Source organism: Serratia sp. Sp408 (genome assembly GCF_057180665.1).
Genome location: NZ_JBXUFT010000004.1, coordinates 128111 through 147319, shown reverse-complemented (window position 1 = coordinate 147319; position 19209 = coordinate 128111). Strand labels below are relative to the sequence as shown.

The following is a 19209-nucleotide window of genomic DNA, read 5'->3' as shown; positions in this document are numbered from 1 at the left end:
CCAATAGTTTTGCCTAGATAATGGAATGCGCTTCGAAATAGGCGCGCAGTTTGGTTTCCAGTTCATTGATATCGATAATATTGCTAATCACCACCAGCTGGTCTGCCGGTACGCTGGCGCTATCGGCGATATCCTTCGCCATGACAAAAATATCCGCAGCGCCTGGCGTGGCGGAAGAAAGATCGGAATGTTCCACCTCAGCGTCTATCGCCATTTTCTTCAGCACTTTTTTAATGTTCATTTCCACCATAAAACTGCTGCCGAGGCCGGAACCGCAAATCGCCATGATTTTCATTATTGTCACCTGTCAAATTTTATGCGTAAGGTTAGCTCGCCAGTATTGCAACTGGCGTGATGGGGTATATTTAAAAAACCTCAGTAGTTAAAATTGGGCAATAATATCCTCTATCTGTTGACGATCGTTGGCATTGAATAATGCATTCATTGCCTGACCGTCTGAAAATAATTCTGCCAGTTGCGCGATTAATTCAATATGGCTATTGCCGTCCGGTGCGGAAAGCATCACCACAATAAATACCGGATCGTTGTCTGCAGAATGAAAACGCACGCCCTGATGCACTTTTAGCAGCGACAACCCTAATGCCCTCGCTCCTTCTTCTGGCCTGGCATGCGGCATGGCGATGCCGGGCGCTAAAACGAAATACGGACCAAGCGCCTGATACTGGCGGAAAATCGCCGTCAGATAATCGGCGGTGATAATGCCACGCTGCAACAACGGCTGGGCGCTCAGCGTTACCGCCTGCTGCCAGTCGTCTACGCATTGGCATAGTTGAATATGGTCGGATTTTAGCCAGTCGTTAAGCACACTTCCCCCTTGACCTGATGACTAACGATCTCTTGCCGAGGCAAACCACTGCGGCAACGGCATAAACTTTAATCAACGCCTCGCACTCTCACTGTGAGATCTATCACAAAGATAGCGCTACCAAAATGCGATCATGCAGAACTGTGATAGCGCTATCAAAACGTTTGCTACTGCCCGGCGTGAGCTACAGATTTTTTCTCGTCACTAACGGTAACGAGTTAGAATGTAATGCATACTGGGATCGTTGAAGCCGCCGATGCGGTTTCGCACTGCCTCTTCACTTTATGCGCACGACGCGCATTTCAGTCAGGATTAACAATGTCGATCGGTAAGAAACGACGCAGCACCGGCAGGGTCACGTTGGCCGACGTGGCGCAGCTGGCGGGCGTGGGTACCATGACGGTTTCACGCGCACTGCGCACTCCGGAACAGGTTTCAGACAAGCTAAGAGAGAAAATCGAAGCGGCGGTCAATGAACTGGGCTATTTGCCCAATCTGGCCGCCAGTTCCCTGGCTTCGGCCTCGTCCTACACCATCGCCATGGTAGTGCCGAGCTTTTCCGAATCCGGCTGCGCCGATATGTTTGCCGGTCTGCAACGGGTGCTACAGCCGGCAGGCTACCAGATCATGCTGGCCGAATCTCAGCATCACCTGGAGCGGGAAGAGCAACTGCTGGAAACGTTGCTGTCTTATAATCTGGCGGCGGCGGTCCTGCTCAGCGTCGAACATTCGCAAAATACCCGTCAGGCGCTGCTGGCCGCCAAGATCCCGGTGGTGGAAATTGGTGCGATGCGCGCCGATCCTATCGATATGAACATCGGCATCGACTATGTGGCGGCGATGTATCAACTGACGCAAACGGTGATTGCCAGCGGCTACCAGAACGTCGGTCTGCTGTGCGCCAATCAGGAACAGTGGATTTTTCAACAGCATCTGCAAGGCTGGCACAAGGCGTTGCTGCGCAACCACATGTCGCCGCACCGGGTGATTAACGCCGCGCAACCGGCCAGTTTTTCCACCGGTGCCCAGCAGTTACCGGAGTTTCTGCTGGCCTGGCCAGAGCTGGACGCGCTGGTTTGCGCCTCGGATGAACTGGCCTGCGGTGCGCTGTATGAGTGTCAACGCCGGCGTATCAAGGTACCCGAGCAGTTGGCGGTGGTCGGTTTCGGTAACAGCGACGTCAGCCAGGTCTGCCAGCCGCCGTTGACCACCATGACGGTGCCGCATAAGGAAATCGGTATTCAGGCCGGCAAGGCGCTGCTGGCGCGGTTGAATGACCAGCCATGGCAGCCGGAAGGTTCGCTGCCGTCCACCCTGTGCCGCCGTGGCAGCTGTTAACCCTGGCAGCCGTCGGCCGTGGTCACCGGCGAGCATGTCGAGCACATTACGCCCACCTGCTGGCGTTTTTCAGATTAATGCCAGCCGATAGGCCGATAAAAAAATGCCGCTCGGCGTTAACCGAACGGCATGGTATCTATTGGCCGGCGCTAGCGACAACCGCAGCGCGCCGCATCAGGCGTGGTCTGCATCGCCGTCGGGTTTGCCTTCTCTTGCCAGCGGCTTGCCATAGTCCTGCTCATTATTGCGCGTCAGCCACAGCGACAGCGCTTTCAGCGAATCAGGAGTGAACTCGTCGCAGCGGGCGGTGATTTCCTCTGGCGTCAGCCAGTTTACTTCCACCACTTCTTCTTCCTGCAAGGCAAACGGGCCGTGCGATACGCAGCTGAACAACGCGCCCCATACGCGGCACTGTTCTTCTTCGAAGTAAAACAGGCCATGCTCAGCGAAGGGGACGCCAGCGATGCCAAGCTCTTCTTCCGCTTCGCGTCGTGCCGAATCCAGCACGTTTTCACCGCTCTGCACCACGCCGCCAGCGGTAGCGTCCAGCCAGCCCGGATAGAAATCCTTGGTATCGGTACGACGCTGAACCAGAATTTTTCCCATCCCGTCATGCACCACAATATAGGTCGCACGATGACGCAGCCGTTCTGCACGCATCTGTTGACGACTGGATTGAGCAATCACTTCGTTTTGCTCGTTGACGATATCAACCCACTCGGTAACTGTAGCCTGATCCTGTTCCGCCATCCTCTAAAACCTTCTATTTTGGCGCGAGGGTCGTCGCGCGCTGGTTGATCAATGAGTCTTGTTCAATGATTCTTATTGTGGGTACAAATTAGTGTGTTAATGCCACCTCTGCAATAGTCTTACCGCTTTGCAACGCGATTACTCGCAAAATGTCGTCTTGCAGCAGCCCGTAGCTTGCCGGAAAGCCGCCCTTGGGCATGCCGATCGAACCCGGATTAAAGCAGTAGATGTCGCCCTGCCGTTCCGCCTGCGGCAGATGCGTGTGGCCATAGGCCAAAACGTCCCCGGCAGATAACGGCGGCGGTGCGGAGGGATGATAAAGGTGACCGTGGGTCAAAAACAATCGTCTTTTTTGCCAGATCGCCTGTTGCCATGGTGTATCGATCGGAAATGACAGCAGCATCTGATCCACTTCGCTGTCGCAATTGCCTCGAACGGCGATGATCCTGTCGGCAAGGCGATTCAATTGTTCGGCAACCTGCGCCGGTTGATAGTTATCCGGCAAGGCGTTGCGCGGCCCGTGATTCAGCAAATCGCCCAACAGAATCAGCCAATCGGCGCCTGACTGTGCAAAGCGTTGCACCAGCTGCTCGGTGGCCGACAGTGAACCGTGCAAATCCGCAGCGAACATCAGCTTCATGGTTTTTCTCCCTTAACATTACTACGGTTATTTTATCGCACAATCGCCACGCCACAAGCCGCCAGCCTCGCCCCTGGCCGAGGGTACTGACGCGCGTCATATTTTGCCTTGATAGCATCGGACGAATCCCACATTGCCTGCTATTCTTAGCTGCTATTGTTGGTGTCCTTTTAGCTGGATCGTAATAACCTTGTGCGGCGCAGACCGCCACAACGTGTAATGATTTACAGATCACTTTACCGCAGGAGGCAATATGATTGACCTGTATTACGCGCCTACTCCCAATGGTCACAAAATCACTCTGTTTCTGGAGGAGGTCGGCTTACCCTACCGTATCCATCGCGTAAACATCAGTGCCGGCGAGCAGTTCAAACCGGAGTTCCTCGCCATCTCACCCAATAATAAAATTCCGGCCATCGTCGACCAACAGCCGGTTGATGGCGGTGCGCCCATTGCGCTGTTCGAATCCGGGGAAATCCTGCTGTATCTGGCGGAAAAAACCGGCAAGCTGCTGAGCAAGGGGCTACGCGAGCGCGCCGCCACGCTGCAGTGGCTGTTTTGGCAAGTGGCCGGTTTCGGGCCGATGCTCGGACAAAACCATCACTTCAATCACTATGCACCGCAGCCGGTTCCGTACGCCATCGAGCGTTACCACCTGGAAACCCGGCGGCTGTACGGCGTGCTCGACGCCGAACTGCAAAAACACCCTTACCTTGGCGGCGACAACTACAGCATCGCCGACATTGCCACCTATCCCTGGGTGGTGTCCCACCCGCGCCAACGCATCGATCTGGCTGATTATCCGGCGGTACGCAACTGGTTCGAGCGTATCAGCAACCGTCCGGCTACCGAGCGCGCCTACAAACTGGCTGAGCCGGCATAACCCGTCCTGCCGGCAGCGCCCAAGGCCTGCCGGCAGCGTTTGTTGTTAGCGCGTTATCATTTCCCTACTTTCCGTGTATTCTGGGCAAAATAATCAAAAGCCTGGAGAACCTCGGATGTCATTCAATCAACCCGACGCCATTATTCGCATCAAAAACCTGCGGTTACGCACTTTCATCGGCATCAAGGAAGAAGAAATCAACAACCGTCAGGACATTTTGATCAACGTCGCCATTCACTATCCGGCCGATCGGGCACGCAACAGCGAAGACATCGACGATGCGCTCAACTACCGAACCATCACCAAGGCGATTATTCGCCACGTTGAGGATAACCGCTTCGCGCTATTGGAAAAATTAACCCAGGATGTGCTCGATATCGTGAAACAACATCCTTGGGTAACCTATGCTGAAGTAGAAATAGATAAACTGCTCGCCCTGCGTTATGCCGACTCGGTATCCATGACCATGAGCTATCGCCAGAGCTGAGCCTGCCTTCAGGGAGCCAGACCATGCGTATCTTGATCACCGGCGCAACAGGATTGATAGGAAGCAGCCTGACACGGCGGCTAGCGGCCCTTTCTCACCAGATTACCGTGCTGACGCGTAACGTCGAACGCGCGCGTGGTCGACTCGGCGATAACGACATTCGCTACTGGTCAACCTTGCAGGATAAACAGAATCTGGATGATATTGACGCGGTTATCAACCTGGCGGGCGAGCCGATTGCCGACAAGCGCTGGAGCAAAGCGCAAAAAGAGCGTTTATGCCGTAGCCGTTGGGAACTGACCGAAAGATTGGCCAGCTTGATCAACGCCAGCGCCACCCCGCCGGCGGTGCTGATTTCCGGTTCCGCGGTTGGCTATTACGGCGATCAGGATCAGGCGGTAGTGACCGAGGACGAAGCGCCGCAGGACGAGTTCACCCACCAGCTCTGCCAGCGCTGGGAATCGCTGGCGCTGCGCGCACAAAGCGACGCCACCCGCGTCTGCCTGCTGCGAACCGGCGTAGTGCTGGCACCCAACGGTGGCGCGTTGGCCAAAATGCTGCCGCCGTTCAGATTCGGCCTTGGCGGCCCGATCGGCAATGGCCGGCAGTATCTGCCCTGGATCCATCTGGATGACATGGTCAACGGCATTATCTTCCTGCTCGAACACCCCACGCTGCATGGCCCCTTCAACATGGTCGCGCCCTATCCGGTGCATAACGAACAGTTTGCCGCGACGCTGGCCAGGGTGCTGGATCGGCCGGCATTTCTACGGCTGCCGGCTTTGGCGATCACGCTGATGATGGGCGAAGCAGCCGTTCTGGTGCTCGGCGGGCAGCGAGCGGTGCCAAAACGGCTGGAAGAAGCAGGATTCAGCTTCCAGTATTTTGAACTGGAACAGGCGCTAGAAGCGGTGATTAACCACCAGACCTAAAACGCGGGCGCCGTCACGCGCCCGCCTGTCGTGTTACCTCATTTCAACGCGCCGGACAGGAACTGCTGCAAACGCGGGCTTTTCGGACTGCCGAAGACCTCCGCCGGAGGTCCCTGTTCTTCAATCAGCCCCTGGTGCAGGAAAATCACGTGGTTGGAAACGTGGCGGGCAAATTCCATTTCGTGCGTGACCACCACCATGGTGATGCCCTCTTCCGCCAGCTTTTGCATGATGCGCAGCACTTCACCCACCAGCTCAGGATCGAGCGCCGAGGTCGGCTCATCGAACAACAGCACTTCCGGCTCCATCGCCAGCGCGCGGGCAATGGATACGCGCTGCTGTTGTCCACCGGACAGGTGCACCGGGTATTTGCCTCGCGCGCGTTCATCGATGCCCACTTTATCCAGATAGCGCACTGCGCGGTCACGCGCGTCGGCCTTGCTCAGCCCCAGGACCTGGATCGGGGCTTCCATCACGTTTTCCAACACCGTCATGTGGCTCCACAGGTTGAAATGCTGAAACACCATGGTCAGGCGGGTACGCAGCAGCTGCAGCTGCTTTTTGTCGGCCACCTTGAGCTGCCCGTCCTTGTCGCGCACCATGCGGATATTTTCATTGTTCAGGCTGATAGAGCCTTCGCTAGGCTTTTCCAAGAAGTTGATACAGCGCAGAAAGGTACTCTTGCCGGAACCGGAGGATCCGATGATGCTGATCACATCCCCGGCATTGGCCGCCAGTGAGACCCCTTTCAGTACTTCGTGTTCACCATAACGTTTATGCAGTTCAGTGACGGCTAATTTGTTTTCAGACATGGTTTTAATCCCGTCATTCATCGTTGGGTAACGTGTCCCATCCAGCGCTTTTCCGCTAGCCGGAACAGGCTGATCAGCGCATACGAAATGGCCAGATACAGCACTGCGGCAATACCGAAGGCATAAAACGGCTGATAGGTTGCCGCATTGATATCACGAGCGACCTTCAGCAAATCCGGTACGGTGGCGGTGAATGCCAGCGCGGTGGAGTGCAGCATCAGGATCACTTCGTTGCTGTAGGCCGGCAGCGCGCTTCGCAACGCCGAAGGTAAAATGATGCAGCGATACATTTTAAAGCGTGAAAAACCGTAGGCGTTGGCCGCTTCGATTTCACCGTGCGGCACCGAACGAATCGCACCGGCGAAAATTTCGGTGGTGTAGGCACAGGTATTGAGCGTCAGCGCCAAAATGGTGCAATTGAGCCCGCTGCGGAAAAACGCGTTAAGCAACTCGGTACCGCGCACCATTTCCAGACTGTACATGCCGGAGTAGAACACCAGCAGCTGCACATACAGAGGCGTACCGCGAAACACATAGGTATACAGCCACACCGGAAAACGCAGCCAGCGCAACGAAGACACCCGCGCCACCGCCATGGGGATCGCCAGCAAGCCGCCCATTACCACCGAGGCAATCAGCAGCCACAATGTGACCGCGACGCCGGTGAAGCGGTAACCGTCGCTCCACAACAGCGACTGCCAGTACTGTTGTAAAATTTCGATCATAGCTCGGCCCTCTTGACGCCCAATGAATAACGCCGTTCAAGCCACAGCAGCACGCCGTTGGAAACGGTGGTGAAAATCAGGTACACCGCGCCGGCGACAATCGCATAAAAGAACGGTTGGTAGGTGCCCTTGCCGGCCAACTGGGTGGCCTTGACCACGTCATTCAGGCCTAAAATCGACACCAGCGCCGTCGCCTTCAGGATCACCTGCCAGTTGTTGCCGATGCCCGGCAAGGCAAAACGCATCATCGCCGGGAACAGAATGCGACGAAAAGTCTGCCCACCGCTGAAGCCGAAGGCGGTCGCCGCTTCAATCTGCCCACGCGGAACCGCCATATAGGCGCCGCGGAAGGTTTCGGTGAAATAGGCGCCGTAAATGAACCCCAGGGTGATTATACCGGCGCTGAGTGGGTCAATATCGAACTGCGCCACGCCCAGCGCTTCGGTCACGCCGTTGAGGGCAATTTGCAGACCGTAGAAAATCAGCAGCATCAACACCAGATCGGGCACGCCACGAATCAGCGTGGTGTAGGCACCAAAAACGCTGGCAATAACGCGGTTATGGGAGAGTTTGCCGCCGGCGCCGATCAGGCCAATCACCACCGCCAGCAGTACGGAACTGAGCGCCAGCTCCAGCGTAACCAGAGCGCCCTCGAATATCAGTTGGGAATAGCCTTGCAGCATCTACTTCATCCTGTCGTCATTGAGCATTACCTGGGGGCAAGCCCCCAGGATGGATGCGGTGGTGCGCGGGATTAGCCGCCGTAGACGTCAAAATCGAAGTATTTTTTCGCAAACTTGTCGTAGGTACCGTCTTTACGCATCTCGGCGAACGCCTTGTCCAGCGCCGCCTTCAGCTCGGTATCGGTCTTGCGCAGACCCATGCCGGTGCCGACGCCAAAGAACTTGTCGTCTTTTACCGCTTCACCGGCAAAGGCGTAATCCTTGCCCGGCGGTTGTTTCAGGAAGCCGTCGCTGCCCGCCACTTCATCCTGGAACGCAGCGTCGATACGGCCGGAAGCCAGATCGGCATACACCAGATCCTGGTTCTGGTAAGGCACCACGGTCACCCCTTTCGGCTGCCAGTTGGCATTGGCATAGGCTTCCTGGGTGGTGCCTTGCAATACGCCCACGCTCTTGCCCTTCAGCGAGTCGACGCTAGGCAGGATTTTCGCGCCTTTCGGTGCGATTAGACGCGCATTGGCGGCATACAGTTTGTCGGTGAAGGCAATTTCCTGTTGGCGTTTTTCAGTGATCGACAGCGACGAGATGATGGCGTCGATTTTCTTGGCTTTCAGTGAAGGGATCAGGGCGTCGAAATCGCTTTCGACAAAGGTGCATTGGGTGTTGATGCGTTTGCACAGCTCGGTGGCCAGATCGATGTCAAAGCCCACCAGTTCGCCCTTGGCGTTCTTGGATTCAAACGGCGCATAGGTTGGATCGGTGCCGATCTTGAGCGTAGTCGGAATGGCGGCAAAAGCGCTGCTGGCGGCAGCCAGGGCCATCACTAAAGGAACAACCAAAAACCGCTTTTTCATACATTACCCTCAAATTGATTTTTTTTGATGCCACTGCGGGCATTATTCCCACCAAATCAATTTGCAGTAATCGTGCCACATTGCTTGCGACAGGCGGAGGGAACGACTCCGCACGGCGCAAAACTGTTTCCCGGGACGATAACCGCAAAATTAAATCGGCCATTCAGGGCCGCGCTACGGGCGGCAACGCTGTGCCAGCGCCATGAAACAGTGTGCGTGGTGTTGAGGGATCATTATGGTGCAGCTATCGCCCTAATACAGTGCGGTGTTGCACAAATGTGCAATTTTGGATGTCAACTTGTTAATTAGCGCCTTGCCAGCGGACAAACAGATCTTGCGGCAGTTGTATATCAAACTGATCGATAACGCGATTCACCGTCTGGTCAACAATGTCTTGCACCGTTTGCGGCTGATGGTAAAACGCCGGCACCGGCGGCATGATCAGCGCCCCCATTTCCGCCGCCTGGGTCATCAAGCGCAAATGGCCGAGGTGCAACGGCGTTTCACGCACGCACAGCACCAGGCGGCGACGCTCTTTTAACACCACGTCGGCGGCACGGGTCAGCAGACCGTCACTGTAACTGTTGACGATGCCGGATAACGTTTTGATGGAACAGGGTAAAATGGCCATCCCCAGCGTTTTGAACGAGCCGGAGGAGATGCTGGCGGCAATGTCGCGCGCATCATGCACCACGTTGGCCAGCGCCTGGACTTCACGCAGGCTGTAGCGGGTTTCCAGTGCCAGGGTCTGCCGCGCCGCGTTGCTCATCACCAAATGGGTTTCCACCTCGGCGACGTCGCGCAAAACCTGCAACAAACGCACGCCGTAGATAGCGCCGCTGGCACCGGAAATGCCGATGATGAGTCGTTTCATAAGGGAGTCTCTGCCAGAAAATTAGGGGAACAGGCAGACTTTGCCGCAACGGGGGCGGATAAGCAAGTTAACCAGGCGGGAAAGCACCGCAGCAGATGCCGCAGTGCTCTGTTACAGCGCGGGCTTAGCCCTCGTTGTGCATTTCCAGATTTTCAGCTTCGGTCTGGCCACGCATCGCTTTGGCATCGTCGTTGCGCAGCGACTCCAGATATTCCAGATAGCTCTGATCGACGTCTTTGGTGACGTAGACACCATTGAAGACCGAGCATTCAAACTGGGCGATATCCGGATTCTCTTCACGCACCGCTTCGATCAGATCGTCCAGATTCTGGAAGATCAGGCCGTCAGCGCCGATGATCTGGCGGATTTCGTCCACTTCACGACCGTGGGCAATCAGCTCATTGGCGCTTGGCATATCAATGCCATACACGTTCGGGAAGCGGATTTCCGGCGCGGCGGAAGCCAGATAGACACGCTTGGCACCGGCGTCACGCGCCATTTCGACGATCTGCTCAGAGGTGGTGCCGCGCACGATGGAATCATCCACCAGCAACACGTTCTTGTCGCGGAACTCCGCACGGTTGGCGTTCAGCTTGCGGCGTACCGACTGGCGACGCGCCTGCTGGCCCGGCATGATAAAGGTGCGGCCAACGTAGCGGTTCTTGACGAAGCCCTGGCGATATGGCTTGTCCAGAATGCGTGCGATTTCCAACGCAATGTCACAGGAGGTTTCCGGGATCGGGATCACCACGTCGATGTCCAGATCTTCCCATTCGCGAGCGATCTTTTCACCCAGCTTCTGCCCCATGCGCACGCGGGCGCTGTAGACCGAAATCTTGTCCATAAAGGAATCAGGACGGGCAAAATAGACGTATTCGAACAGGCATGGATTGGTTTTCGGGTTTTCTGCACACTGGCGTGTGAACAGCTGGCCCTTTTCAGTGATGTATACCGCTTCGCCCGGCGCCACGTCGCGCAGGAACTCAAAGCCCAGCGTATCCAGCGCTACGCTCTCGGAGGCCACCATATATTCGTTGCGGCCGTCCTCCAGGGTGCGTTTGCCGATCACCAGCGGACGGATGCCGTTAGGATCGCGGAACGCCACCAGACCATGGCCGATAATCATCGCCACGCAGGCATAGGCGCCGCGCAGTTGCTGATGCATCGCCGCCACGGCGGTAAAGATGTTGTCGGATTCCAGCGGATAGTGCGGAAAACGGTCCAGCTCGGCGGCCAGCACGTTGAGCAGGATCTCAGAATCGGAGGTGGTGTTGATATGACGACGGCCGCTTTCGAACAGCGACTGGCGCAGTTCATGGGCGTTGGTCAGGTTGCCGTTATGGGCCAGCGTGATGCCGAACGGCGAGTTGACATAAAAAGGTTGAGCCTCTGAGGCACTGGAGCTGCCAGCCGTCGGGTAGCGAACGTGGCCAATCCCCATGTTGCCCTGCAAGCGCTGCATATGCCGTGCTTCAAATACATCTTTTACCAGGCCGTTTGCCTTACGCAGACGGAACCCGTTATGGGCATCAATGGTGACGATGCCGGCGGCATCCTGTCCACGGTGCTGGAGCACCGTCAACGCATCATAAATCGACTGGTTTACCGGCATAAAACCGGCGATACCGACAATACCGCACATGTTGTCTTTTCCTCATCAGCGCTACCGCCCCGGTAAATGGGTCGGTAAGAAACTCGACGTGCTCTGCAGGTAGTCAAAGAACCACCTGATGATATAACTGAACTGGGGGATCAGCTGTGACTGTTTCCAGTCCTCACTCTGCGAAAAGCCGGTAAAGGTGTCGAGGAAAAACAGTATCGCTGCGACAATCAACACACCGCGCAATGCCCCGAAACAGATACCCAGCACCCTGTCGGTACCCGACAGGCCGGTTTTTTCGACCAGCGAGCTGATCACATAGTTAACAATAGCCCCAACGATCAGCGTCGCGATAAACAAAATGGCAATCGCGATGCCGTTTCGCACCAGTTCATCGTCAAAACGTGTGAAATAGACTGCAAGGTAAGAGTAGAAATGGCTGGCGACAAAGAACGCGCATCCCCATGTCACAAGTGACAATGCTTCGCGAACAAACCCTCGGATCAGGCTCACCAGAGCCGAAAATCCAATCACCGCTATAATGACGTAATCAATCCAGACCATGACCATTCCAATAACGAACCGCCCCGCATCCAATTCGCGGCGAATTCTAACAGAAAAAGAAAACGTTTGCGTAGGGGATTTCCCTACCACGTTACAAATAAAAAGCGGCGATAAAAAAATCTTAATCGCCGCGCCTACATAGCCGCTGAACCACCGTTCGCCCCGCTGCCGGGACGAACGGATCGGATCAACGCACGCTGTACGGCTTCACCTGCCCGTTCAGACCGCTGAGCGAGTTGAGTGATGACAGCGATGATTGCAGTTTTTGCTTCGAGGCATCCGGTCCGACATAAATACGGGTGATCTGCCCCTGTACCGGCGTGGACGGCACGGTGAACGCCCGGTAACCCGACAGGCGCAGCGTCGCGACAATCTCGTTGACCTTGGCGGCGTTTTTCAGCGCCCCCAACTGCACCACATAGGCTTGACCGGCCGGCGTTTTTTCTTCCGCCGGTTTGGTTTCCTGCTTCGGCGTCGGCTGCGGTTTCACCTCAGGTTTTGGCTGCGGTTTAGGCTTCACCTCCACCGGCCGGGTTTCCACCGGTTTCGGTTTTGGCTGCGGCGCCGGGGTGTTTTCAATCGGCGGCGGCGTGATCGCGGTATTCTGCTGTTGCTGCTGGGCAGACTGACGCGCCGCCTGCTGCGTTGCCGCTTCGTTGGCCGCCTGTTGTTCAACCAGGGCGCCAGCCCCTTCCGGCGGCTGGGCCGGCAACGGCTGACTTACCGGCGGCAGAACGTCGTTTTCCTGCGCATCGCCCGGTTTCGGTACCAGCGGGATCGCGGCGAATTCATCTTCGTAATGCTTCTTTTTTCCATCCAGCAGACCTGGCAGGATAATTACCCCCAGTGCCACCAGAATCACGGTTCCAACCAGTCGGTTCTGAAATTTACTTGCCACTCACACTCCCCGCATCTCGTCTAACGCCGCCATCACCTGCGCAACGGTGTGGAACGATCCACAGACGATCACAATATCCTGAATATCTGCATCCTGCATAGCCTGACGCCAGGCAGTTTCGACATCGGCAAAGCAGCGTGGTTCCGCCAGATGTTGCGCCAACAGTTCAACGCTGGCGCCACGCGGGCCATCCAGCGGTGCGCAGTACCATTCATCAACCTGGTCGCGCAGACAGGCCAGCGTGCCGGCGATGTCCTTGTCCGACAACATGCCCACCACCGCCCGTACCTTGCCGCCGCTGCGGGGCAAGGCCGCCAGCCGGCCGGCGAGATAGCCGGCGGCATGCGGGTTATGCGCCACGTCGAGTATCAGCAGCGGTTGCTGCTGCACCACCTGGAAACGCCCCGGCAGCGTCGCCTGTTGCAAACCGGTAAATATCGCCCGCTCGTCGATTTCCAGCGCCGAGTAGTGCAGCGCCGCCAGCGCCGTTGCGGCATTCGGTAGCGGCACGTTTGGCGTTGGTAAATCAGTCAACAGCGTGCCGCCACTTTGCCACTGCCAGCGATCGCCCTGTTCGTTGAAGCTCCAGTCATCACCCCGGCGGTACAGCTGCGCGCCCAGCGTTTCGGCCACCTGGCGGATCGACGCCGGCATCTCCGGCTCGCCAACCACCGCCGGTTTGCCGGCGCGGAAAATGCCGGCCTTCTCACGGCCAATGCTTTCGCGGTCATTGCCCAGCCAGTCGGTATGATCCAGTGCGATACTGGTGATCACCGCCACGTCCGGATTGACGATGTTGGTGGCATCCAGACGCCCGCCGAGGCCGACTTCCAGAATCACCACGTCGAGTTTGGCCTGGCGAAACAGATGCAGCGCCGACAGCGTACCGAACTCAAAATAGGTCAGCGACGTTTCGCCACGGCCGGCTTCGATAGCGGCAAAGGCTCGGCTGTGTTCCGCTTCGCTCAGCTCTTCGCCCTGAACGCGCACCCGCTCGGTGTAACGCACCAGATGCGGCGAACTGTAGACGCCGACGCGCAAGCCGGCCGCCAGTAAAATGGCTTCCAGCGTGCGACAGGTGGTGCCTTTGCCGTTAGTACCGGCAACGGTGAATACCGTGGGGGCGGGAGTCAGTAACTCAAGGTGCGCGGCAACGCGCTGTACGCGTTCCAGACCGAGTTCAATCGCCTGACTGTGCAGACGTTCCAGATAGTAAAGCCACGAGCTCAGGGGCGAGGTGGCTTGAGGAATTTGGTGGTTTTGCATGAGTCCCGTCACTGAACTTGGGTTCATTAATCCATCAGGGCACCACCCTCACCGCGGTAAAGGCGATGCGCTACGTTCCAACTATCGCTTAGCCACAAAACGACGGTTGAGCGCCGCTACGGATGATACCCGCAGCGGCGCGGCCAACGGCTTAGGCGCCTGGCTGATTTTCCGGCGCGATGGTCTGCGCGTCGTCATCAATGGCCGGCTGCGGCTGATTGGTCAGCTTGGACAGAATACTGGCCAGTCGCTGGCGCATTTCCGGGCGGCGAACGATCATGTCAATCGCGCCTTTTTCGATCAGGAACTCACTGCGCTGGAAGCCCGGCGGCAGTTTTTCGCGTACGGTCTGTTCGATAACGCGGGGGCCGGCAAAGCCGATCAGCGCCTTTGGCTCGGCAACGTTGATGTCGCCCAGCATCGCCAGACTGGCGGAAACGCCCCCCATGGTCGGGTCAGTCAGCACCGAAATATACGGCAGACCGCGCTCTTGCATCTTGGCCAGCGCCGCGCTGGTTTTCGCCATTTGCATCAGCGACATCAGCGCTTCTTGCATACGCGCGCCACCGCTGGCGGAGAAACAGACCAGCGGGCAGTTGTCTTCCAGCGCCTGCTCGACCGCACGGACAAAACGCGCACCGACCACCGAAGACATCGAACCGCCGATAAAGGCGAATTCGAAAGCAGCGGCGACCACCGGCATGCCATACAGCGTGCCTTTCATCACCACCAGCGCGTCTTTTTCGCCAGTGGCTTTCTGAGCTGCCACCAGACGATCCTTATACTTCTTGGAATCCTTGAACTTCAGAACGTCTTTTGGTTCCAGTTCGCTGCCCAGTTCCACTTCACTGCCTTCGTCCAGCAGAGTATGCAGACGCATACGCGCAGACATGCGCATGTGGTGGTCGCACTTTGGGCAGACTTCCAGATTACGTTCCAGCTCGGCGCGGTAGAGAACCTGACCGCAGCTGTCACATTTGGTCCAAACGCCTTCGGGAATGCTCGCCTTACGGGTTTGGGTGATATTGCTCTTGTTAAGAATTCGTTCAATCCAGCTCATCGATGACCTTTCTGTTTGAACCTGGCAGACGCCAGTCCGCAGTTCATGCTTTAACAATCCTCCCGCAGCAACACCCAATGAAAAAGTGCCCGAGCCAAGCGCGGCATGCGCGCGACCGAGGCACTGGCTTCAGGGTTGTTCGCAGGAACAGACCATAAATGTCGCTCATTAAACCATATCGGCTCGGCGCTGTGGATAAAAAACTGGTCGAACCGATAGGTTAAGCGATGTTTTTACTGTTTTTGCTGGCGGGCAGCCGCACGCTTATGCCGCCAGATTTCAATGATGCCCGGCAAAATTGACACAATGATAATAGCAACAATCAGCAATTTCAGGTTTTCCTGTACCACCGGCACGTTACCAAACAGATAACCCGCATAGGTGAACAGCAGCACCCAGAGCAGCGCGCCGATCACGTTATAAGCGGCAAAATGGCGATAGGACATATGCCCCATACCGGCCACGAACGGCGCAAAGGTGCGAACGATCGGCACAAAACGCGCCAGAATAATGGTTTTCCCACCGTGCTTTTCATAGAACTGATGGGTTTTGTCCAGGTAGCTGCGGCGGAAAATCTTCGAATTCGGATTGCTGAACAACCGCTCGCCGAACAGCCGGCCGATGGTGTAGTTGACCGCATCCCCAATAATTGCCGCCACCACCATCAACGCGACCATGGTATGCACGTTCAGATCGTTGGTCGGCAGCGCCGCCAGCGCACCGGCGACGAACAGCAGAGAATCGCCAGGCAGGAACGGGGTAACGACCAAACCGGTTTCACAAAACAGAATCAGGAACAGAATAGCGTAAATCCACATACCGTATTGCGCCACCAGCTCCGCCAGGTGCACATCGATATGCAGAATGAAATCAATAATAAACTTGATGATGTCCATAAGTTCTCTCTTGGTGCCAGGTGTCTCACCCACCCGGCAGATTAATCAGGGAGTACGGTAAAATAACGCTCAGTCATCGGCCAAAAACAGCGGGCCCATCGGTGCGTGTGGTAAACCGAAATGCTCGGGATAATCCACGGCAACCAGATACAGGCCGTCCGCCTTTGCCGTTGCCGCCGCCAGGTTACGATCCTTCAGCGCCAGCAGTTCGGCCATCCAGTTTTCATCCTGATTGCCGCAGCCGATTTCCATCAGGCTGCCGACAATGTTGCGAACCATATGATGCACAAAGGCATTCGCCTTAATATCTACCACGATATATTGCCCGTGGCGCGTGACCTTAACGTGTTTTACATTCCGCCACGGCGTGCGCGACTGACACTGTACCGCGCGGAACGACGTGAAATCGTTTTCACCCAGCAGGGCCTGCGCCGCGCGCTGCATGCGATCGGCATCCAGCGGATGGTAGAAATGCGTCATCCCCTGCTGCAACACCGCCGGACGGTAGCGATGGTTGAAAATCAGGTAGCGATAGCGGCGAGCCGTGGCGCTGAAACGCGCGTGGAAATCCTCGCGCACTTCGCTCACCCAGCGTACCGCAATGTCCGGTGGCAAATGGGTATTGACCCCCATGGTCCAGGCGGCGTCCTTGCGCCGGGCGGTGGTTTCAAAGTGCACCACCTGGCCAGTAGCATGTACCCCGGCGTCGGTTCGGCCGGCGCAAAACACAACGACTGGCGCGTCGGCCACCTTGCTCAATGCCTGTTCCAGACAGCCCTGCACGCTGGCCACTTCCTGCTGACGCTGCCAGCCGTAATAACGGCTGCCGTCATACTCAATCCCCAGTGCGATCTTCAATACCGGTACTGCAACCTCGGACATCAGTGAAATTGCTCCTGCACCAGGCGCTCTGCGGTTTCAATCGCCATCAGCGCGCCGCCGAAACGCACGTTGTCCGCTACCGACCAGAACTGCAACACTTCCGGAATACCGTAGTCGTTGCGCAGGCAACCCATGCTCAGCACATCGCTGCCGGAAGCGTCGGTAACCTGGGTCGGGTAGTCGTCTTCTTCGCTAAGCTGGATGTCGTCGATATGTTCCAGTTCGGCACGCGCTTCTTCGGCGGCCATCGGACGCAGCGCTTCCAGATGCACCACCTGCGCATGGCCGTAAAACACCGGCGACTGCACGCAGCTGACGGAGATCGGCAGGCCTTCGTCCTGCAGCACTTTACGTACCTGATCGACAATCAGACGCTCTTCGCGCACGCTGCCCTGTTCATCTGCCACCAACGGCAACAGGTTGAAGGCCAGCTGCTTGGCGAAGACGCCAGCCTCGGCCGGAATGCCGTTCAGCAAACGCGCACTTTGACCGGCCAGATCGTCTACCGCCGCCTTGCCCTGTGAAGAAACCGACATCAGCGTGGTGACATGCAGACGCGACAGCCCGGCCTGTTCGGTCAACGGTCTGATCGCGGTCAGCAACTGGCTGACCATACTGTCGGCCACCGCGACAATGTTACGGTTGCGGTAATCCGCCAGTACCTGCGGGTTAACGCCCGGCACCACCAGTGGCACGTCCGGTTCCAGTGCAAACAGGCCGCTAGTGTCGATCACCAGACACCCCATGTCACCGGCCTCGACGGCGTAGCGAGCGGATGCTTCGCTACCGGCGACAAAGAACGCCAGCTGCGCCTGCGACCAGTCGAACTGTTCCGCGTTTTCCACCATCAGCGATTTGCCATTGAATCGCACCGTCTCGCCGGCACCGCGCTCGCTGGCCAAAGGATAGAGTTCGCCCACCGGGAACTGGCGTTCCTGCAAAAGTTCCAGCAACGCTTCACCTACCGCGCCAGTGGCGCCGAGCAGAGCGATATTCCAGCCGTCAGACATTGGGTTTCTCCAAAATATTTCATGTAAAAGCAGACGGGCAGTGTCACCACCGCCCGATAATTCCGGGCCGGAAAAACCGACCCGAGGAACGATAACGCTCGCGGCTTATCGCACGCTGAAGCCCAACCGGTGCAACAGCTCTGTGCTGGCGCTGTCGTCGCACAGTACGCACAGTGACGACCACTCACGACGTTCCTGATAATGCTTGCGCAGACGATCGAATTCGCCCGCCTGCCCCGCCACCTTGCGCAGGGGCGCATCATCGCGGCGCACATCATACACCAAGTGCATCAATCGTTTTAACTTGCCTTCGTCCAGCACGCCGTTAAGTCGGATTTCGCTGAATTCCGGTACCGGCAGCAGCGAGGACAGTTCGATGTGTTGCGGATTGCCCAAATGCCGACTGTAGGCCTCGAACACCTGGGTGGTGCCGCGCGCCTTGCCTTCCAGCGTGTAACCGGCGATGTGCGCGGTACCGATATCCACCCGCGCCAGCAGTGGCAGTGACAGATCCGGTTCCGGTTCCCACACGTCCAGCACGGTGCTGAGTTTTTTCCCCTGTTGCAGCGCCTGCAACAACGCGGCGTTGTCCACCACCTCGCCGCGGCAGGCGTTAATCAGGATGCGGTTGTCCGGCAACGCCGCCAACAGCTGCGCATCCGCCATATGCAGCGAGGCGTAAGGACCGCTTTTATTCAACGGCGTATGGAAGGTCAGTACGTCAGCTTCCGCCACCAGTTTTTCCAGCGGCCAGAACTCACCGACATCGCCACGATCGGCGCGTGGCGGATCGCACAGCAGGGTACGCACTCCCAGCGCTTTCAAGCGTGCATCCAGGCGCGAACCAACGTTACCAACGCCAATAATTCCCACGGTTTTATCCCGCAGATGGAAGCCGTCGCGCTCCGCCAACAGCATCAACGCAGCAAACACGTATTCCACTACCGCAATAGCGTTACAGCCCGGTGCGGCAGAAAAGCCGATACCGGCCTGCTGCAACCAGCGCTCGTCGACGTGATCGGTGCCGGCGGTCGCGGTGCCGACAAACCCGACGCGGGTGCCGGCCAGCAACGCCTCATTCACCTTGGTCACCGAACGCACCATCAGCGCATCGGCGTCCGCCAGCGCGGCCTGCGGGATAGGGCGTCCCGGCACCGCCTGTACCTCGCCCAAACGGCTGAACAGGTCAAGCGCATAGGGCATGTTTTCATCAACCAGTATTTTCACAG

22 protein-coding genes are annotated in these 19209 nt (G+C 57.2%); 4 read left to right on the top strand and 18 right to left on the bottom strand.

From position 1 onward, the window contains the following. Positions 1–13: 13 nt before the first annotated feature. Together AC2AXP_RS14750 and AC2AXP_RS14745 are read right to left on the bottom strand one after the other, a co-directional pair. Positions 14–295, bottom strand: a complete 282-nt coding sequence (locus AC2AXP_RS14750) for a PTS sugar transporter subunit IIB (RefSeq protein WP_004960490.1) — start codon at positions 293–295, stop codon at positions 14–16. A gap of 87 nt (positions 296–382) precedes the next feature. After that, positions 383–826 (bottom strand): PTS sugar transporter subunit IIA, encoded by a 444-nt coding sequence (locus tag AC2AXP_RS14745; RefSeq protein ID WP_484381778.1) that lies wholly within the window; start codon positions 824–826, stop codon positions 383–385. A 318-nt stretch (positions 827–1144) separates the two neighbouring features. On the opposite strand from AC2AXP_RS14745, the gene AC2AXP_RS14740 reads away from it, so the two are divergent. After that, complete coding sequence (locus AC2AXP_RS14740) at positions 1145–2164, top strand: LacI family DNA-binding transcriptional regulator (protein ID WP_004960478.1); 1020 nt, start codon at positions 1145–1147, stop codon at positions 2162–2164. Positions 2165–2338: 174 nt separating this feature from the next. On the opposite strand, the gene yfcD is transcribed toward AC2AXP_RS14740, so the two are convergent. Then, a complete protein-coding gene (gene yfcD, locus AC2AXP_RS14735) occupies positions 2339–2914 on the bottom strand; it encodes an NUDIX hydrolase YfcD (RefSeq protein ID WP_004960475.1) in 576 nt (191 codons plus the stop codon). 88 nt (positions 2915–3002) lie between these two features. Further along, positions 3003–3554, bottom strand: coding sequence for a phosphodiesterase (gene yfcE / locus AC2AXP_RS14730; protein ID WP_004960472.1), 552 nt, complete (start codon positions 3552–3554; stop codon positions 3003–3005). Positions 3555–3807: 253 nt separating this feature from the next. On the opposite strand from yfcE, the gene yfcG reads away from it, so the two are divergent. From yfcG to AC2AXP_RS14715, 3 genes are all read left to right on the top strand, one after another. Then, positions 3808–4437 carry a GSH-dependent disulfide bond oxidoreductase gene (gene yfcG / locus AC2AXP_RS14725; protein ID WP_004960470.1) on the top strand — a complete coding sequence of 210 codons (630 nt, stop codon included), beginning with the start codon at positions 3808–3810 and terminating at the stop codon, positions 4435–4437. 115 nt (positions 4438–4552) lie between these two features. Beyond that, the gene (gene folX, locus AC2AXP_RS14720) at positions 4553–4924 is read left to right on the top strand and encodes a dihydroneopterin triphosphate 2'-epimerase (RefSeq protein ID WP_004960468.1); all 372 of its coding nucleotides are present in this window, start codon (positions 4553–4555) and stop codon (positions 4922–4924) included. A 23-nt stretch (positions 4925–4947) separates the two neighbouring features. Continuing rightward, positions 4948–5856 (top strand): TIGR01777 family oxidoreductase, encoded by a 909-nt coding sequence (locus AC2AXP_RS14715; RefSeq protein ID WP_273869620.1) that lies wholly within the window; start codon positions 4948–4950, stop codon positions 5854–5856. Between the two features lie 38 nt (positions 5857–5894). Here the strand turns inward: AC2AXP_RS14715 and hisP are convergent, their stop codons facing one another. The 14 genes from hisP to pdxB form a co-directional block, all read right to left on the bottom strand. Then, positions 5895–6668 (bottom strand): histidine ABC transporter ATP-binding protein HisP, encoded by a 774-nt coding sequence (hisP, locus tag AC2AXP_RS14710; protein ID WP_039992637.1) that lies wholly within the window; start codon positions 6666–6668, stop codon positions 5895–5897. A gap of 17 nt (positions 6669–6685) precedes the next feature. After that, positions 6686–7393: an ABC transporter permease gene (locus tag AC2AXP_RS14705; RefSeq protein ID WP_004960455.1), complete on the bottom strand. Its 708-nt coding sequence runs from the start codon at positions 7391–7393 to the stop codon at positions 6686–6688. Continuing rightward, positions 7390–8076, bottom strand: coding sequence for a histidine ABC transporter permease HisQ (locus AC2AXP_RS14700; protein ID WP_004960450.1), 687 nt, complete (start codon positions 8074–8076; stop codon positions 7390–7392). The genes AC2AXP_RS14705 and AC2AXP_RS14700 overlap by 4 nt, the downstream gene beginning before the upstream one ends. A gap of 71 nt (positions 8077–8147) precedes the next feature. Continuing rightward, on the bottom strand, positions 8148–8930 hold the full coding sequence (gene argT, locus AC2AXP_RS14695) for a lysine/arginine/ornithine ABC transporter substrate-binding protein ArgT (RefSeq protein ID WP_004960440.1): 783 nt from the start codon (positions 8928–8930) through the stop codon (positions 8148–8150). Positions 8931–9231: 301 nt separating this feature from the next. After that, positions 9232–9804, bottom strand: a complete 573-nt coding sequence (locus AC2AXP_RS14690; RefSeq protein WP_004960436.1) for a UbiX family flavin prenyltransferase — start codon at positions 9802–9804, stop codon at positions 9232–9234. A 124-nt stretch (positions 9805–9928) separates the two neighbouring features. Continuing rightward, positions 9929–11446: an amidophosphoribosyltransferase gene (gene purF, locus AC2AXP_RS14685; RefSeq protein WP_198773473.1), complete on the bottom strand. Its 1518-nt coding sequence runs from the start codon at positions 11444–11446 to the stop codon at positions 9929–9931. 21 nt (positions 11447–11467) lie between these two features. Then, the gene (gene cvpA, locus AC2AXP_RS14680; RefSeq protein WP_039991873.1) at positions 11468–11968 is read right to left on the bottom strand and encodes a colicin V production protein; all 501 of its coding nucleotides are present in this window, start codon (positions 11966–11968) and stop codon (positions 11468–11470) included. A gap of 187 nt (positions 11969–12155) precedes the next feature. Further along, positions 12156–12866, bottom strand: coding sequence for a cell division protein DedD (gene dedD, locus AC2AXP_RS14675; protein WP_198773474.1), 711 nt, complete (start codon positions 12864–12866; stop codon positions 12156–12158). After that, a complete protein-coding gene (gene folC, locus AC2AXP_RS14670; protein ID WP_004960425.1) occupies positions 12867–14132 on the bottom strand; it encodes a bifunctional tetrahydrofolate synthase/dihydrofolate synthase in 1266 nt (421 codons plus the stop codon). Between the two features lie 151 nt (positions 14133–14283). Then, positions 14284–15192 carry an acetyl-CoA carboxylase, carboxyltransferase subunit beta gene (gene accD / locus AC2AXP_RS14665; RefSeq protein WP_004960422.1) on the bottom strand — a complete coding sequence of 303 codons (909 nt, stop codon included), beginning with the start codon at positions 15190–15192 and terminating at the stop codon, positions 14284–14286. A gap of 233 nt (positions 15193–15425) precedes the next feature. Next, positions 15426–16088, bottom strand: coding sequence for a DedA family protein (locus tag AC2AXP_RS14660; RefSeq protein ID WP_004960419.1), 663 nt, complete (start codon positions 16086–16088; stop codon positions 15426–15428). Positions 16089–16157: 69 nt separating this feature from the next. After that, on the bottom strand, positions 16158–16970 hold the full coding sequence (gene truA / locus AC2AXP_RS14655; RefSeq protein WP_004960416.1) for a tRNA pseudouridine(38-40) synthase TruA: 813 nt from the start codon (positions 16968–16970) through the stop codon (positions 16158–16160). Then, positions 16970–17980, bottom strand: coding sequence for an aspartate-semialdehyde dehydrogenase (locus tag AC2AXP_RS14650; RefSeq protein WP_004960415.1), 1011 nt, complete (start codon positions 17978–17980; stop codon positions 16970–16972). Before AC2AXP_RS14650 ends, truA begins: the two co-directional genes overlap by 1 nt. A gap of 105 nt (positions 17981–18085) precedes the next feature. Further along, entirely contained in the window at positions 18086–19207 is a 1122-nt protein-coding gene (pdxB, locus tag AC2AXP_RS14645) for a 4-phosphoerythronate dehydrogenase PdxB (RefSeq protein WP_273869640.1), read from the bottom strand. Positions 19208–19209 lie beyond the last annotated feature (2 nt).